Origin of the sequence: Hymenobacter busanensis, from assembly GCF_008727865.1 — a bacterium.
Taxonomy (GTDB): Bacteria; Bacteroidota; Bacteroidia; order Cytophagales; family Hymenobacteraceae; genus Solirubrum; species Solirubrum busanense.
The window spans coordinates 531,629-548,239 of record NZ_VTWU01000003.1; the positions used below are offsets into that span (position 1 = coordinate 531,629).

At 62.1% G+C, this 16,611-nt stretch carries 10 protein-coding genes; 6 read left to right on the forward strand and 4 right to left on the reverse strand.

Features of this window, described 5'->3' with window-relative positions:
- Nucleotides 1-112: 112 nt before the first annotated feature.
- Nucleotides 113-1,897: a tail fiber domain-containing protein gene (locus F0P96_RS10205; protein ID WP_151078755.1), complete on the reverse strand. Its 1,785-nt coding sequence runs from the start codon at nucleotides 1,895-1,897 to the stop codon at nucleotides 113-115.
- 174 nt (nucleotides 1,898-2,071) lie between these two features.
- Nucleotides 2,072-2,518: a DUF2846 domain-containing protein gene (locus tag F0P96_RS10210; protein ID WP_151078756.1), complete on the reverse strand. Its 447-nt coding sequence runs from the start codon at nucleotides 2,516-2,518 to the stop codon at nucleotides 2,072-2,074.
- A gap of 220 nt (nucleotides 2,519-2,738) precedes the next feature.
- Here F0P96_RS10210 and radA point away from each other — a divergent pair, with 220 nt between their 5' ends.
- From radA to F0P96_RS10230, 4 genes are all read left to right on the forward strand, one after another.
- Entirely contained in the window at nucleotides 2,739-4,124 is a 1,386-nt protein-coding gene (gene radA / locus F0P96_RS10215) for a DNA repair protein RadA (protein ID WP_151078757.1), read from the forward strand.
- Between the two features lie 312 nt (nucleotides 4,125-4,436).
- Nucleotides 4,437-5,906 carry a TlpA family protein disulfide reductase gene (locus tag F0P96_RS10220; protein ID WP_151078758.1) on the forward strand — a complete coding sequence of 490 codons (1,470 nt, stop codon included), beginning with the start codon at nucleotides 4,437-4,439 and terminating at the stop codon, nucleotides 5,904-5,906.
- 161 nt (nucleotides 5,907-6,067) lie between these two features.
- Nucleotides 6,068-6,487 (forward strand): VOC family protein, encoded by a 420-nt coding sequence (locus F0P96_RS10225; RefSeq protein ID WP_201743843.1) that lies wholly within the window; start codon nucleotides 6,068-6,070, stop codon nucleotides 6,485-6,487.
- A 60-nt stretch (nucleotides 6,488-6,547) separates the two neighbouring features.
- On the forward strand, nucleotides 6,548-7,570 hold the full coding sequence (locus tag F0P96_RS10230) for an SPASM domain-containing protein (RefSeq protein WP_151078759.1): 1,023 nt from the start codon (nucleotides 6,548-6,550) through the stop codon (nucleotides 7,568-7,570).
- Nucleotides 7,571-7,672: 102 nt separating this feature from the next.
- On the opposite strand, the gene F0P96_RS10235 is transcribed toward F0P96_RS10230, so the two are convergent.
- A complete protein-coding gene (locus tag F0P96_RS10235; protein WP_151078760.1) occupies nucleotides 7,673-10,705 on the reverse strand; it encodes a M16 family metallopeptidase in 3,033 nt (1,010 codons plus the stop codon).
- A gap of 381 nt (nucleotides 10,706-11,086) precedes the next feature.
- Here F0P96_RS10235 and F0P96_RS10240 point away from each other — a divergent pair, with 381 nt between their 5' ends.
- Nucleotides 11,087-13,027: a zinc-dependent metalloprotease gene (locus F0P96_RS10240; protein ID WP_151078761.1), complete on the forward strand. Its 1,941-nt coding sequence runs from the start codon at nucleotides 11,087-11,089 to the stop codon at nucleotides 13,025-13,027.
- Between the two features lie 75 nt (nucleotides 13,028-13,102).
- Here F0P96_RS10240 and F0P96_RS10245 read toward each other — a convergent pair whose 3' ends face one another.
- Nucleotides 13,103-14,683 carry a family 43 glycosylhydrolase gene (locus F0P96_RS10245; RefSeq protein ID WP_160620224.1) on the reverse strand — a complete coding sequence of 527 codons (1,581 nt, stop codon included), beginning with the start codon at nucleotides 14,681-14,683 and terminating at the stop codon, nucleotides 13,103-13,105.
- Between the two features lie 725 nt (nucleotides 14,684-15,408).
- On the opposite strand from F0P96_RS10245, the gene galK reads away from it, so the two are divergent.
- Nucleotides 15,409-16,566, forward strand: coding sequence for a galactokinase (gene galK, locus F0P96_RS10250; RefSeq protein WP_151078763.1), 1,158 nt, complete (start codon nucleotides 15,409-15,411; stop codon nucleotides 16,564-16,566).
- Nucleotides 16,567-16,611 lie beyond the last annotated feature (45 nt).

Sequence of the window (16,611 nt, forward strand, 5' to 3'; positions counted from 1 at the left end):
AAGGCCCGGCAAAGTAACCGGTAAAAAGTATAGTGGTTTCGATATAGTAGACGCTGCCCTACGGGTTTTGCCTTACAAGCACCTCGGCCCGCTGGTTTCGACGAACAGCGGCCTACTTGGCTTCGGCCCTGGCGCCCAGCAAAGCCTCTACGACCCGCAGGCGCTGCTCCAGAGCGGCGGCGCTGGCGGTGGTCTTGGTTTGCTGGTGCTGCAGCTGGGCCCGCGCGGCGGCCACTTCGGCCTGCAGGGCCTGAATCTGGCGCTGCTGCTCCTTTAGCGCTTCCACCAGCACGGGCGTCAATTGGGCGTAGTTCACGGCTTTCAGGCCGTCGGGTCCGGTGCTTACCAGTTCGGGCAACACTTGCTCCAACTCCTGAGCCACGACGCCGATTTGCTCACCATCGGGCCCGGCGCCGGGCCGGAAACGGTAGCGGCGGCCTTGCAGGCGCAGCACGTCGGCCAGCGCGTTGGTCAAGGGCCGCACGTCGGTTTTCAGGCGGGCATCGGAGCTGGAGGCCACTGCCCCCGTGAGGGTGAGGTTGCCTTTCACCGTCATGCCGCCCTCGGAGTAAACGAACACTTTGCGGGTGGCTTCGGAAGTGCCCGCGCCCACGATGTTGAGCGCGTCGGCAGTCAGGTTGCCGTAGCCGATGGTGCCGGCCAGGGCTTCTTTCCCGGCCAGGCCGGCGCCGAACTCCAGCGTGTTGGCGCCGTCGATTTTAGCATTGCCGGCCACGTGCAGTTTGGCTTGCGGCGTGCTCAGGCCAATGCCCACGTTGCCGGTGGCGCTGACGTCGAGGGAACTGGTGGGCGCGCCGGGCCGGATGCGGAACGGCAACCGGTTGTTGTTGGTCACGTCGCGCACGAAAAAGTTGGCCTCGTTGCCGGCCACGTCCCATACCTGGGTGCCCCAGCCACCGGCCGTGAGCTGGTCGAGGCGCACACCCGGCGTATTGCCATTGACGACGCGCAGGGTGGTGCCACTGCCCGAAGCGCCACCCTGCACGATAGCGCCGCCACTGGCATGCAGCTCGATTTTGCGGTCGATGGTGCTGGCCCCGGCGCCCACAATGTTAAGCGCATCGGTCGTGATGTTGCCGTAGCCGATGGTACCCGCCAATGCGTCCTTGCCGCTGACCTCAGCGCCAAATTCCAGGGTATTGGCTTCCCGTATTTTCACGTTGCCGGCCACGTCCAGCCTGGCCTGCGGGCTACTGGTTCCGATGCCCACGTTGCCCACCGCATTGATGTCGATGGAGCTGGTGGGGGCACCGGGCCGGATGCGAAACGGCAACCGACTGCCGTTGGTCAGGTCGCGCACGAAGAAATTGGCCTCGTTGCCGGCCACGTCCCAGGTTTGGGCGGTGAAGCCACCGGTAGAGGTTTGTTCCAGGCGCAGGCCGGGCGTATTGTTAGTGAGCAGGTGCAGCTGAAAGGCCGGACTAGCAGTGCCCACGCCCAAGCGGCTGGTGGTGCTCAGGTTGCCGAGGAAAGCAGCAGTGCTGGCCGTTAGCGTGCCGTCGGTGGTCAGGTTGCCGGTGAAGTAGCCGGCCCCGGCCACGTGCAGCGGGTAGAGCGGGTTGTTCAGGCCGATGCCTACGTTGCCGTTGTTGTTCCACGTGAGCACCGAGGCGCGGGCACCGCCGCGGTTGATGCCCAGTACGCCGCCGCCGTAGCCGTAGAGCACCGGCCCGTCGATGTTTTGGCCGAGCCAGTTCTTCGTGCTGCTGGCCACGCCGTACCAGCCCAAGCCGTGGTTGCCGTCGGAAGGAGCCCGCAGGTAGATGTCGTAGTCGTTGAAACCGTAGTTCTGGGTCGCCTGCGCATAGGCGCCGGAGGCGGTCAGCAGGGTAAGCAGCAGAGCGGCCGAAAGGGTGCGGGTGGAGAAGTGCTTCATGTATGAGGCGCGTTACAGTCGCCAAATTACAACGACTCGGCCTGCATCCCGCCGCCACGTTTGCCAACGGCGTTTGGTGGGGATTAGACCAACGTATTTGATGCAAAAAAAGCCCCGCTGGCTCCCCAAACCCCGAAGAGCAGGAAGCCGGCGGGGCCGGAAGAAACGGGCGGGCTACTGGCCCGAAGTCGACGCCGGAGCGCCGCAGTTGTCGGGCTTCAGGTCGGCGTTCTTCTTTTTGTAAGTCGATTCCGTGACTTCGGTAAACACCATTTTCACGGTCATCAGGCGGGTTTTCACGTCGCCCTGAATGTAGTACACCTTGCCGGCTTCCAGGTTCAGGTCAAACTTGTCCTGGTCGGGCAGGTTGAGGCCGCCGGCCACGGAGGTAAACGAGGTTTCGCCGGGCTTGAGCGTGGTCACGAAGAAGCGCTTGTTGCTGAGGCGGCACAGCTCGGCGCCGTTGGCGCGCACGGTAAAGTTGGTGGCGGCCTGCGCCAGCATGGCCGGGCGGTAGAACACCACGGTAGCCATGTCGGGCTTGGGCGCGGGCACGGTGCCCTGGGCAAAGCTAGAGCCGGCTGCGGCCAGCAGCAGACCGCCGCAAAGAAGATAACGCATGTAACAGAAAGGGGAAGGGTGAGAGAATTTTACCGCAATATAGTAGCACTACAGCCAGAAGCCCCACCATACCGGGCCAGTTCTGCAAACGGTCTGCATCCGGCTCATCATATATCGGTTGTCAAGACGCTGCCAATCTTCGTCCATGCCCTGAAAAAGCCGTTTCTTGCCAAACTTTTTAGCAGCCGCAAGCATTACTTTCTTTTACACGTTCCTCTGCATGGCCAAACTCAAAACCCTTTTTTTCTGCCAGAATTGCGGTGCGCAGTCGGCTAAATGGATTGGCCGCTGCCCCTCCTGCGGCGAGTGGAATACCTACGTGGAAGAAGTGGTGCAGAAGGAAGAGCTGACGCCCGCCACGGCCTGGAAAGCCTCCACCTCGGTGGGCGCCACCAGCAAAGCCGCCAAGCCCAAGCCCCTGGGCGAAATCCTCTACGAAGAAGAATCGCGCCTCGACACCCACGACGGCGAGCTGAACCGCGTGCTCGGCGGCGGCCTCGTGCCGGGCTCCTTGGTGCTCATCGGCGGCGAGCCGGGCATCGGCAAAAGCACGCTCATGCTCCAAATTGCCATGCAGCTCAAGGATTTGCGCATCCTCTACATTTCGGGCGAGGAAAGCGAACAGCAAATCAAGATGCGGGCCGAGCGCATGGGCCAGCAGCACGGCGGCCTCTACATTCTCACCGAAACCAGCACCCAGAACATCTTCAAGCAGATCGACGCGCTGCAGCCCAACGTGGTAGTCGTCGACTCCATCCAGACGCTGCACTCGCAGCTGGTCGAGTCGGGGGCGGGCTCGGTTTCGCAGGTGCGCGAGTGCACCACCGAGCTGCTCAAGTACGCCAAGGAAACCGGCGTGCCGGTGCTGCTCATCGGCCACATCACCAAAGACGGCTCCATTGCCGGCCCCAAAATTCTGGAGCATATGGTCGATACGGTTTTGCAGTTTGAGGGCGACCGGCACCTGACCTACCGCATCCTGCGCACCGTCAAAAACCGCTTCGGCTCCACCTCCGAGCTGGGCATCTACGAGATGCAGGGCTCGGGCCTGCGGCAGGTATCGAATCCCTCGGAAATTCTGCTCTCGCAGCGCACCGAAATGCTCAGCGGCATTGCCATTGGGGCCACGCTGGAGGGCAACCGGCCGCTGCTGGTGGAAGTGCAGGCCCTCGTGACGCCTGCCACCTACGGCACGCCCCAGCGCACCAGCACCGGCTTCGACTCCAAGCGCCTGCAGATGCTGCTGGCCGTGCTCGAAAAGCGCAGCGGCCTGCGCCTGGGCCAGCACGACGTGTTTCTGAACATTGCCGGCGGCCTGCGCCTCGAAGACCCCGCCCTCGACGTGGCCGTGTGCGCCGCCGTGGTCAGCTCGCTCAACGACATTCCCGTGCCCGGCGACGTATGCTTGGCGGCCGAAGTAGGCCTGAGCGGCGAAATCCGGGCCGTGAGCCGCTTGGACCAGCGCCTGTCGGAAGCCGAAAAGCTGGGCTTCAACGAGATGTACATCTCGCAGTTCAACGGCCGGGGCCTCGACCTGGGCCGTTTCGGGCTGAAAGTGCACCCCGTGGGCCGGCTCGACGAAGTGCTCAGCGGGCTGTTTGGGTAAGCGAGCGAATGAAGCCAGAAGGCGAGGAAGCAACACCGCAATCCGGTTGCTTCCTCGCCTTCTGGCTTTAAGCTCTTCTCATTACTTCCTCGCCTAGTACCGCTTTACCCCATCACCCAATCATGCGTCACCTAAAAATGTGATGTGCTATATTGGACTTTCTAAACCCGTATGCCTTATCTTAGGTCCGCCAATTGACTTTTACCGCGAATTACTACGGGTAAATTAAACTTTGCCTGTTGCGTAACCGCGGAGCGGCTCCTGCCGTGTAGTACGTTGGCTGCCTGCCCTACCCGCCGACCCAGACTCCCGATGGTTACTGTCTTTCAAAAACTTCTGCTGCCCTTCGTTGCGGCGGCCCTGCTGGCTCCCGCGGCCACCTACGCGCAGGGCACGGTGGTTCTCACCGGCAAAATCAACGGCAAGACGGCCGACTCCGTGGCGGTTTCGGTGCGCGAGCACGCCCTCGACCCCAAAGAGCAGCTGACCTACGCCCGGGTGAACGACAAAGGTGAGTTTCGGCTGGCCATGAAGGTGGACGGCCCCACCAAGGCCGACCTCGTGTACGCCGACGACGTGGCCGCCCTCTGGCTGGAGCCCGGCGCCCAGATGGACGTGCGCTTCAAGGGCGAAGACCTGGCCGGCACCGTGAAGTTCAAGGGCAAAGGCGCCGAGGCCAACACCTACCTGGCCGAGTTCGACGAGAAGTTTGTGGAAAACGACGGGCTGCAGGTGCTGCCCGAAAACATCAACCTCTACGAGCCGGGCTTCCTGTCCTTCCTCGACTACCGCCGCAAAGAGGAGCGCAAGTTTCTGCAGGACGTGCTGGAAGACCAGAACGTGTCGGCGCAGTTCCGGCAGTACGTGCAGGCCGAGGTGGACTACAGCTACGCCAACGACCGGCTTACGTTCCAGGATTTGCGCGAGCAGGTGGTAGCCACCGAGGGCCGCTTGAAGATGTCGCCGACGTACTACGACTTTCTCAACGAGCCGAGCCTGGTGAACAACCCGGCGGCCATTCAGAACGAGAACTACCAGGAGTTTCTCCTGAACTACGTGCACTACCTGGCCGCCGCCGGCGGACACAAGAAGCTCGACCCCGACTACTACCAGGTGTGCTACAACCTGGCCAAGGAAAAGCTGAGCGGCGACGCCAAGCCCATCATCATGGGCCGGGTGCTGCAGGAAACCTTCCGCTTCGGCCACGTGCGCCAGTCGTCGGCGCTGCTCGAAGACTTCCACACCCGCATCGACACCAAAAACAAATACTACCCGGTGCTGAAGGCCGATTTCGACGCCCACAAGGACTTCGCCATCGGGTCGCCAGCCCCCGACTTCAAGCTGGTTTCGACCACCGGCGACACCGTGACGCTGCGCTCCTTTGCCGGCAAGCTCGTGTACGTGAACTTCTGGCGCACCACCAGCGGCCTCGCCCTGCGCGACCTGCCCTACGCCCAGGAGCTGGCCAAGAAGTTTAAGGGCGACAACATCGTGTTCCTCAACATTGCCCTCGACGAAAACGAGCCGGCCTGGAAGCAGCTCGTCATCAGCAAGAAGCTGGCGGGCGTGCACGTGCGCGCCACCGGCGGGCAGCGCGGCCCCCTGGCCAAGTCGTACATGCTGCAGGAAGTGCCTGCCTACTTCCTCATTGCCGAAGACGGCACCTTTCTCAACACCAAGCCCAAGCGCCTGAGCAGTCGCGCCGCCGTCGACGAAATCAAGGAGTCGTTTGGCAAAGCTGCTACCTACACCAGCGTGCTGCGCTCGGAAGGCAAAAACTAACCTTGGTTCTTTCAGCGCGAAAGCCGACGGGGCGCCGCTTTTTTTGACCCAATACCACCGAAGCCGGCGCGAATAATCGTACCTTATTAGGAGTGCAGCCCGGCCGGCTGCTCCACCCTCCACGACCGGCGCTGACGGAAACCCTCAACTCCTCAGCTGCGATGGAAACCTTGTCTGTTACCCGCCCTGCCGTGCTGGCCGCGGCCCCCATTACCGTAATGCTGCCCGTGGTGAACCTGGCGCGGGCTCGGCAGTTCTACGAGCAGGCGCTGGGCCTGCACCCCGTAGGCCAGAAAGCCGACGGCAAGTTTGAGTACCGCTGCGGCCCCGACCACGGCACCGTGCTGGCGCTGTTTCCCAAGCCCAACGGCACCCCGGCCGACCACACCGCGCTCAGCTTTCAGGTACGCCACATCGACGAGGCCATTGCCGAGCTGCAGGCGCACGGGGTGCAGTTTGAAGACTACGACCTGCCCGGCCTGAAAACCGTGAACCACGTGTGCGTGCTCGGCAGCGAAAAGGCGGCGTGGTTCCGCGACCCGGAGGGCAACTACCTCTGCCTGCACGAAGACGTGGACTAAGGGTGCGAACTTCTGCCGGCCGCGGTGGTTAACGCCGGGTTGCCGACCTTTACCCTCGCCATGCGCTCCACCCTCACCGACGGCCTCAACTTTCTTTCCAAGCTCACGCCCCTGCGCGCCCTCAACGCCGTGCAGGTAACGGGCTCCTACGTGCTCAGCCGCCTCACCAAAACCTCGCTGGCGTGGGGGCTGCCGCTGGCCGTGAGCCTGGAGCCGACCACCAGCTGCAACCTGCGCTGCCCCGAGTGCCCCAGCGGCCTGCGCTCCTTCACCCGGCCCACCGGCATGCTGCAGGACAGCGTGTTTCAGCGCACCATCGACGAGCTGGCGCCGCGGCTGTGGTACCTCACCTTCTACTTCCAGGGCGAGCCGTACCTGCACCCGCAGTTTCTGGATATGGTGCAGTATGCCTCAAAGAAGAAGATCTACACTGCCACCAGCACCAACGGCCACTACCTAACCGAGGCCAACGCGAAGAAAACCGTGGAAAGCGGCCTCGACCGCCTCATCATTTCCCTTGACGGCACCACTCAGGACGTGTACCAGCAGTACCGCGTGGGCGGCCGCCTCGACAAGGTTATCGAGGGCACCAAGCGCGTCATCAAGCACAAGCGGGAGCTGAAGAGTGCCACGCCGCGGGTGATATTCCAGTTTCTGGTGGTGCGCCCCAACGAGCACCAGATGGAGGATGCCAAGCGCCTCGCTCAGGAGCTGGGCGTCGACGACGTGTGGTTTAAGACCGCCCAGATTTACGACTACCAGAACGGCAGCCCGCTCATTCCCACCATCGACTACTACTCGCGCTACGAGAACAACCAGAACGGCACCTGGAGCATCAAAAACCGCCTGCTCAACCACTGCTGGAAGATGTGGCATTCCTGCGTGATTACCTGGGACGGACTGGTGGTACCCTGCTGTTTCGACAAAGACGCCGAGTACCGCCTTGGCGACCTGAAGGGCCAGACCTTTCGCCAGCTCTGGCACGGTCCCAAATACGCCGGCTTCCGCCGCGCCCTGCTTAAAGGCCGCGACCAGGTGGACATGTGCCGTAACTGCACCGAAGGCACGCGCGTGTGGGGGTGATTGTCGCTCCACACAAGCGCAAGATTTCGTCGATACTCACAAAAAACGGGCAGCGCCGATGCGGCGCTGCCCGTTTTTTGTGGGGCTCAAGAAGCAGGCGAATTAGCCGGCGTTCATGCGGTAGGGCGCTTTGCCGTTCTTCTGGCTGTCGTCCTTGTCCTTGCCTTTCTTGGTTTTCACCTTCACCTTCTTGGTGTCTTCGGTAATCACCGGGGTGGCAGCGGCCGGGGTTACGGCCGCGGCGTCCGGCGCCGACGAGGTAACGGGGTTGCCGTTCAAATCCAGCTCCACCACTTCGTAGCCCAGCTGCTTCAGTTCCGGCAGGTACTTCTTGTCGCCGGTTACCACGAGGTACATGTTTTCGGCGGGCAGGTACTTCTGCACCGAGGCGGCCACGTCCTGCTTGGTGAGGCCCTGCAGAATTTCGCTCTGCTTCTTCACGTAGTCGGGCTGCAGGTCATATTCCACCAGGCGGGCCAGGAAGCCGGCTTTCTGCTGGCCGGTTTCGTACTTCAGCGCGTCGCTCTGGCCGATGGACTGCTTCACGAAGTCCAGCTCGTCGTCTTTGATACCGTTTTTGCGGTATTCCTCGATTTCCTTCATGAACTCCTTCACCGAAGCGGCCGTGGCGTCGGCGCGCACGCCGGCCTGGGCCGTGAAGGCGCCGGGGTAGTGCGTGCCCTGGAAGCCCGAGCGGGCACCGTAGGTGTAGCCCTTGTCTTCGCGCAGGTTCAGGTTGATGCGCGAGTTGAAGGCGCCGCCCAAAATGTAGTTGGCCAGCGTGGCGCGGTAGTACTCACCCGTGGCGTCGTAGGGCATGCCCAGGTAGCCGATGCGGATTTCCGACTGCGGCGCGGCGTCCTTGTTCACGAAGTACAGGCGCGACTTGTCGGCCTTGGTAATGGCCGGGCTGGCGGGCAGCGTCACGGCTTTCTGCTCCCACTTCTGCAGGAAGGCCAGCTTGGGCTCCAGGGCCTTCTGGTCGGCGTCGCTCACCACCACCAGGTGGCTGATGTTGGGCGCGTAGCTGTCGTAGTAGAACTTTTTCACGTCGTCGAGCGTGAGGGCGCTGACGGTGCTTTCGGTGCCGCTGGTAGGCGTGCTCATGATGTCGCCGGGGCCGTAGAGCAGGCGGGCAAACGTCTTGTCGGCAATGACCACGGGCTGCGTGTTCTGGTTGGCAATGCCTTCCAGCGTCTGCTTCTTGATGCGGTCGAAATCGGCCTGCTCAAACTTGGGGTGCAGCAGGCGCTGGTCGAGCAGGGCCAGGGTCTTGTCGAGGTTCTTGGTCAGGCTTTGCACGAAAATCTGCGTGTTTTCGGCGCCCGACGTCACCTGAATCGACGAGCCCAGTTTCTCTAGCTCGGCCGCAAACTGCTCGGCGGTGTACTTCTCGGTGCTCTCGTTCATGAGCGAGGCCGTGAGCGAGGCAATGCCGGCCTTGTTGGGCATGTTCTGCTCCAGGCGGTGGCCCCCCCGAATGGTGAGCAGCAGCGTGGTGCTCGGAATTTCGGTGTTCTGGGTGCCAATCACCTTCAAGCGGTTCGCGAGCTGCTGGTTCCAAGTGGGCGGCACGCTCACCACCGGGTTGGTGCCGGCTTTGGGCTGCTGCGCGCGGTCGAAGGTGTCGGTGGGCTTCACGTACTTCAGGCCGGCGTACTCGTCCTTGGGCGCCTTGAAGCCGTCCTTCGAAATCGTGTAGTTGTCGGCGCGGGCTACCAGGTTGGGCGTGGCCTTGGGCACCACGCTCAGCACCACGGCCTTCTTGCCTTTGATGTACTGATTGTATACGCGCACCACGTCGGCCTTCGTCAGGGCCTGAATGCGCTTGAGCTCCAGCGGCAGGCGGTTGGCGTTGCCGCCGATGGTCTGGTACTGGGCCAACTGGCTCACCTTGCCGCTCACGCTGCTCAGCGAGTTTACCAAGTCGGCTTCCACCGAGGCTTTGTAGCGGGCCACGGCTTCGTCGGTAATGGCGGCGGGCACGGCGGCAATGCTCTTGCGCACCTGCACTTCGAGGCTGTCGAGGCCTTTGCCGGGGTAGGCCAGCGCCACGATGGTGAATTCACCGGCCAGCTCCGTGGTGGGGTGGCCCGCATTGGCCTGCACGGCTTTCTGCTTCTTCACCAAGTTCTGGTACATGGGAGAGTCGCGCGAGCCGCCCAGGATTTCGGCCAGGGCGTCGAGCGGCGTCTCGTCGGGGTGGTAGTTGGGCACCGTCGGAAACACCATGCGCAGCATCGGGAAGCGCACGTTGTCGGTGTAGCTCACGTAGCGGTCCTGCGTCAGCACGGGCGCGGGCAGCTTCATGTTCTGCACCGCCGGGCCGCGCTGAATCGAGCCGAAGTATTTCTCTGCCAGCTTCACCACCTCGGCCGTGTTCACGTCGCCGCCCACGGTGAGGGTGGCGTTGTTCGGGCCGTACCAGCGCAGGAAGAAGTTCTTCAGGTCGTTTACGTCGGAGCGGTCCAGGTCTTCGAGGTACCCGATGGTCATCCAGGAGTAGGGGTGGCCGTAGGGGTACAGGTTCTTCGACACCATTTCGCTGGCCAGGCCGTAGGGGCGGTTGTCGTAGTTCTGGCCCCGCTCGTTCTTCACGGTCGAGCGTTGGTTCTCAAACTTCTTCTGCGTCACGGCGTCGAGCAGGAAGCCCATGCGGTCGGCTTCCAGCCACATGGCCGTTTCGAGCTGGTTATTGGGCAGCGTCTCGAAGTAGTTGGTCCGGTCGCGGTTGGTTGAGCCGTTGAGCGTGCCCCCGGCCGCCGATACCGTCTTGAAGTGCTGTTCGTCGGCCACGTGGTCGGAGCCCTGGAACATCATGTGCTCGAAGAAGTGGGCAAAGCCCGACTTGCCGATGGTTTCGCGGGCCGAACCCACGTGGTAGGTCACGTCGACGTGGGCAATGGGGTCGGAGTGGTCCTCGGTCACGATAACCGTGAGGCCGTTGGGCAGCACGTATTTCTCGTAGGGAATCACCAGCTCGGAGCCTTTGCGCGTCACTTTCTCGACGAGCTTGGCCCCGCCGGTGGTAGCGGCCGTGCTGGTTTTGGCTTTGGCCTGCGCCAGGGCTGCCGCGGGGGCCCCCATCGAGAGGGTAGCGCCCAGGCCCAGCATCAACAGTTGATTACGGGTCATACAGGAAAAAAAGGGAAGAATGAGGAATGCGAAGTAAGCACCAAAACCGCTGCCACGGGCCAAACGGCGTAAGCACCTGATTTTGTTCGCGCGAAGGACGCGGCGGCCCGCGCAGGGTTGCGCGATTGGCCTGGCTAAAGATAGATAGGCCAGCTTATCCGCGGCAAAAGTTCAGCTGTCCGGTAGCCCAGGGCCAGAATGTGTTGACAAGCGAACCGACTGGCAGATTTTATCAAGGCATCCTAAGAACTTAACATTATGCCAGTCGCGGCCCGTGTTTATCTTTAGGGTGCTGCAGGCGTACACTCGGTTTTTAAGTACTGCGGCCCACCTTTCGGCACACGCCGGATCCATCTGTCCTCCTTTTTTGGCTCAAGCGGTATGCGCGCTTTTCGTTGGTTGTCGTTGATTTTAGTGCTTTCGGTTATGGCCCAAGTGGGGCGCGGCCAAGCGGCATTGCCCACCCTATTGCCGTGCGGAACAGCGTCGCCTACAGCAGCGCATCTGCAAGAGCTGCGCCAGCGGGTGTTGCCCTTCGAACAGCAGCGCCAAGGCGCGCGGCCGTCGGCTGTTATTACCTACGTGCCCATTAAAATCCACGTCATCAGGCGTTCCGATGGTACCGGCGGCCTCGATGAAATGCAGATATATAAAGGGCTGGCCGCCACTAACGAGCAGTTTGTGCTGGCCAACATGCAATTCTACGTGGCAGGTCAGCTTAACTACATCAATAATACCGCCTACTACGATTTCGACTCGCAGAACGAACCAGCACTTAGCCAGGTGCATGATGTGCCCGGCGTGCTGAACATCTATTTTGTGAAGACAGCCACGTTGCGCGGCGGTGCTGTAGGAGGCTACGCTTCTAGCCAGGGACGCATGTTTATCATTTATTCCCACGCCAATCTGGACCGGACTTTTTCGCACGAATTGGGTCACAACTTCGGCCTTATCCACACCTTTGACGCCAGCAACAGTCCCAATATTGCCGAACGGGAGCTAGTTGCCCGCACCAATTGTGCCACCACCGGCGACTGGGTGTGCGATACGCCCGCCGACCCATCGGAACGGCCCGGAGCCTCTTACTACGAATGTGAGTACACTGGCACCATCACCGATGCGCAGGGCAACTCGTACTCGCCGCCTGTGCGAAATGCCATGGCGTTCAACTTCTGCGGCAACCAGTTCACGCCCGGCCAGCTCGCCCGCATGGACTCCTGGCGGCAGCTGAACTGGAACAACTTGGCGTGGTCGGGCAGCCAGGCCGCGGCGCCCAGCGCATTGGGTATATCCGTCGTATCGGTGGGCGCGGCCCAGTTCCAGCAGGTGCGCTTGCAGTGGCAAGACAACGCCACCGACGAGTTGGGCTATTTCATTGAGCGCGCAACACCGGGCAACGAATTTGCGGCTGTGGGCGTGGTGGGGGCCAACCAGACCACGTTTGTCGATGCTGGGGCGCCCGCCCGCCAACCACTGTTTTATCGCGTCAAGCCTATCAACGCCGTAGCTGGGTTCAGCAACATCACGAGCATCTTTAGCGGCTTGTCGTATGCCCTGCCGCTGTACGTCAACAAAGACTGCACGCCGGGCAGCACGTACTACCAAGACGCCGACTACCTGGAGGAAGTGCGCCTCAGCCAAGGAAGCACTCCGCTGATAACCAGCCTGAATATTCCGTGCGGGCCGTACAATGCCTTTGCCAGTAGCATTGTGCCGCTGACGGCCGGCACCAGCTACACGGTCAGCTGCAAAGCCAAAATTCAGAATAACGCCTACTACAACCAGCAATACGTGGGCATATGGATTGACTTCAACCGCGACGGAGTGTTCGACGACGGCAGCGAACGGGTAGTGCGGATGCTCAGCGCGACGCCTGCTGCCACGCTGCCGGTCACCCAAACCTTCTTGTTAACCATCCCGGCCGGCGTGTCAAACGGCGTAACGCGCATGCGCATCCGCTCGTTGCGCCGCGATGCCGACGGCAACGTGTGGGACGCTGCCGCTCGGGCGTGGGGCGGGGCCGTCGAAGACTACGCGGTGCAAATTCAGGGCGGGGTGAGTGCCACGGCCGGCGCGGCCGCGCCGGCCGCGCTACAGGTGTATCCCAACCCAGCCAGCCGCCGCTTGCGGGTGGAGCTTGCCAACGGAAAAACGTGGCAGCACGTTGTCGCTCGCAACCTGCAAGGCCAAGTGATGGAACAGTGGCTGCCAGCAAAGCAAGCGCCCGAAGGCCTCGATGTGGAGAAGCTACCCGCCGGTGTGTACGTGCTGGAAGTACACACCCCGCAAGGCATGGCCTATCGACGTTTTGTGAAACAATAAGAGGGCGAAACACGCAGAGGCCCCGGTATTTCTTTCTCATAAATACCGGGGCCTCTGCGTGCTCCGTACGGCTTTCTACCGCTGGTTGCGTAGCGCAAAGTGGTTGAACGCCACGCTAGTCGATTCGTCGCCGTAGGCAATCAGGCCCAGGCGGATGCCCCGGTCCCAGGGCGGCAGGTAGGTGCCGTTGATGGCGAAGCTGTCGAGGGGCATGGGCTGCCAGGTGGCACCGTCGGTGCTGTAGGCAAAGCGGTAGCGCTGCCCACCCCAAGCCTCAATGCGCAGCGTGAGCGTGTCGCAGCCTTCCAGCCACACCTGCGTTACCACGTTGCGCTTGCCCGATTTCACGTGCCAGAGTTGCAGCACCCCGTCGCCGGCCACCAAGGCTAGGGCGTTGTACGGGTCGCCGATGGCCCCGATGCCGCCGAAGGTGCCCGGGGGCAGCGCCGCAAAATCGATGGTGGTGGCGGCTTTGTAGGTGGCGGCGTAGGTGCGCCGGGCCACAATGCTACCCAGGCGCTGGGCGCTGGCCGTGAGGTGCAACTGCTCGTTGCGCAGCTCGGTTTCGGGCTTGTGGCCCACGGGCCAGAGCCAGTTCAGATCCAGCTCGGGGCCGCCGAAGTGTTCGTCCACGTTCAGCGTGGTTACGTCGGTCAGGGCCTCGGCTTGCGGGCTGTTGTTCTCAAACTCGGGCCAGCCTTCGGCGTTCCAGCGGAACTCGCTCAAGATACCCTGCCGGCCCACAAACTCGTGGCTGTTCACGTGGTAGGCGTGGTGGAGCAGGAACCAGCGGCCGTCTTTCTCGGCTACGGTGCCGTGGCCGGGACACTTCCAAGTGGCGTTGTCGGTCAGGATGGGATTTTGCGGGCACTTCTCCCACGGCCCCATCAGGCTGCGGGCGCGGGCCACGCCGCCGGCGTAGGTGCAGTACTTGCCGCAGCACGCATTGCCGGCGTAGAACATGTAGAAGTAGTCGAGGTGACGCACAATGGCCGAGCCTTCGACCAGCGTACCTTCCCACGGCGCGTCGTTGCGGAACAGTTCCACGCGCTTGCCAGTCAGCTTCAGCGTTTTTTCGTTGATGCGCTGGGCCCAGATGGGCGTTTCCTCGCCGCGGCTGTTGCCGTCGTTTTTCCACACGAGGTGCAGCACGCCATGCTCGTCGCGGATGGGGAAGCCGTCAATGGAACCAGCCTGTTCGCCCACCAGCGGGCCGTGGTCGGTATAGGGACCTTCGGGGCGGTCGGCCGAGGCCACGGCCACGCTTAGCACGCCGCCTTTCTTGCGGGCGGTGTAGTAGACGTAGGTTTTGCCGTTTTCGTGGAAGATTTCCGGCGCCCAGAAGTTGGAGTCGCACCACGCAGGCAGGCGGTCGGGAAACACGTGGCTCACCAGCTCCCAGTTCACCAAATCGTGCGACTTGAAGAGCGGGAACACGGCGCCCCACTCGGCCGACGTGGCACTAGCCCAGTACACGCCGTCGATGCAGGCAATGGTGGGGTCGGGAAAGTCGCCGGGCAGCACCAGCCGGTCGTAGCGCAGGGGCGCGGGAGCAAGGGGCGCGGCCGGAGCGGCGCTGGGCGTGGTCGTTTCGGGGGCGTTGAAAATCAACGCGTCATCCGAAGCCAAGGCTCCTGATTGCAGATCGAAAGACAAAGCGGAAGGGAAGTGGCGTGGTGGGGAAAAGGAAACTCCTCGAATCGAAGGCGGCGGCAGCCGATCAGATACTGGGCTTGAACCGAGCCAAAAAACACAAATCCTGCGCCGGAAAACGGCTCAAAATTGCGCTCCGGCAGGAAAATACAGGCTTTAGCAAGGTATTTTCCGGATCAAGACCAAGGGGGTGTCGGCAAACACGGCGGCAACGAGGGGAGAAGGAAGTGAAAGCGGCGTCTATGATTTTTAAAAATACACAACCTGTTCGATTACCGGATGCACAACTGGATTTTTTTGTGCGCAGAGCGGCAGCGGAGCAGCGGCTTTTCAAGCGGAGGCATGGTGCCTGCTGGGCTGGGCAAACAAGGCGTGAAGGCGTTCTGGAAGTACTGCATTGGGGCAGCTGCATGTTTGGCGCAGCAGAATATGGGCACAGACACCCAGGCTACCCCAAATGGTTCATCAGGCTAACTTGTGTTTTAGGTGTACCGACTGGTTTCTGGTAATTCCCCGAAAAAGTGAGGTAAGTATGGTTTAAAGTCAAAAATATCTGATTGCGCTTGATATATGTCGGCTGCCCGCTCGGCCTGGTGAAGCTGCAACAAGCCGGTTAGCCCGGCGCGGTAGCAACTGCCCGGGTACTAATGCAACGCGTTAACCCGGTTTTGCCGTTGTAGGGGGATGCCCGATGTTTACATCTTGGTTTCCTTCTTACCGCTGCGCCTATGAAGCTCGCCCAAGCCATTGCCGAAGATTTTCGCCGTCAGTTCGACCACGAACCGTTGCTGGTGCGGGCACCCGGCCGCATCAACCTCATCGGCGAGCATACCGACTACAACGCCGGCTTTGTGCTGCCCGCCGCCATCGACCGGGAAATGGCATTTGCCGTGGCCCTGAACAATACCGATACCATTCGGCTGCGCGCTTTCGACCTGCAGGATGCGTTTACTACGACCGTGGACCAGGTGCACCGTATAGAAAGCGCCGACTGGGCCAACTACCTGCTGGGCGTGGTGGCGCAGTTTCGGAAACGCGGCGTAGCGGTGCCCGGCTTCGACTGCGTATTCGGCGGCAACGTGCCCATAGGAGCGGGGCTGTCGTCGTCGGCGGCCGTGGAATGCGGGCTGGCGGTGGCACTGGACACACTGCTCGGCACCGGTATTGATAAGCTGGACCTCGCCTTTATGGCGCAAAAGGCCGAGCATGAGTACGCCTTGGTGCAGTGCGGCATCATGGACCAGTTTGCCAGCCTCTTCGGGCAGGAAGGCCACGTGGTGCGCCTCGACTGCCGCTCGATGGCCTACGAGTACTTCCCCTTCGATACCCGCGCCGTGCGGGTGGTGCTGTGCAACTCGGGCGTGAAACACTCCCTGGCCAGCTCTGAGTACAACACCCGGCGGCAGGAGTGCGAGCAGGGCGTGGCCATTCTGCAAAAGCACTACGCGGGCATCGAAACCCTGCGTGATGCGACGCCGGCGCAAGTAAACGCCCACCGCGACGAGCTGGGCCCGGTGCTGCACAAGCGTTGCCTCTACGTGGTGGAGGAAAACGCCCGGGTGTTGGCCGCCTGCGACGCCCTGGCCGCCCACGACCTTGCCGGCGTGGGCCAGCTTATGTACGCTTCGCACATCGGCCTGCGCGACCAATACGAGGTGAGCTGCCAGGAGCTGGACGTGCTCATGGAAGTGGCTCGGGCCACGCCCGGCGTGTACGGTGCCCGCATGATGGGCGGTGGGTTCGGCGGCTGCACCATCAACCTAGTGGCCGTGGAGCACGCCGATGCGTTTGTAGAGCACATGACCCAGGCATACCGCGAGCGACTGGGCTTGAAGCTGGAAACCTATCAAACCACCATTGTCGGCGGCGTATCGGTAATGGCCTAGCGCACTAATCTGGCTGCACACCTTCCGCCTGCAAACGACAACGAG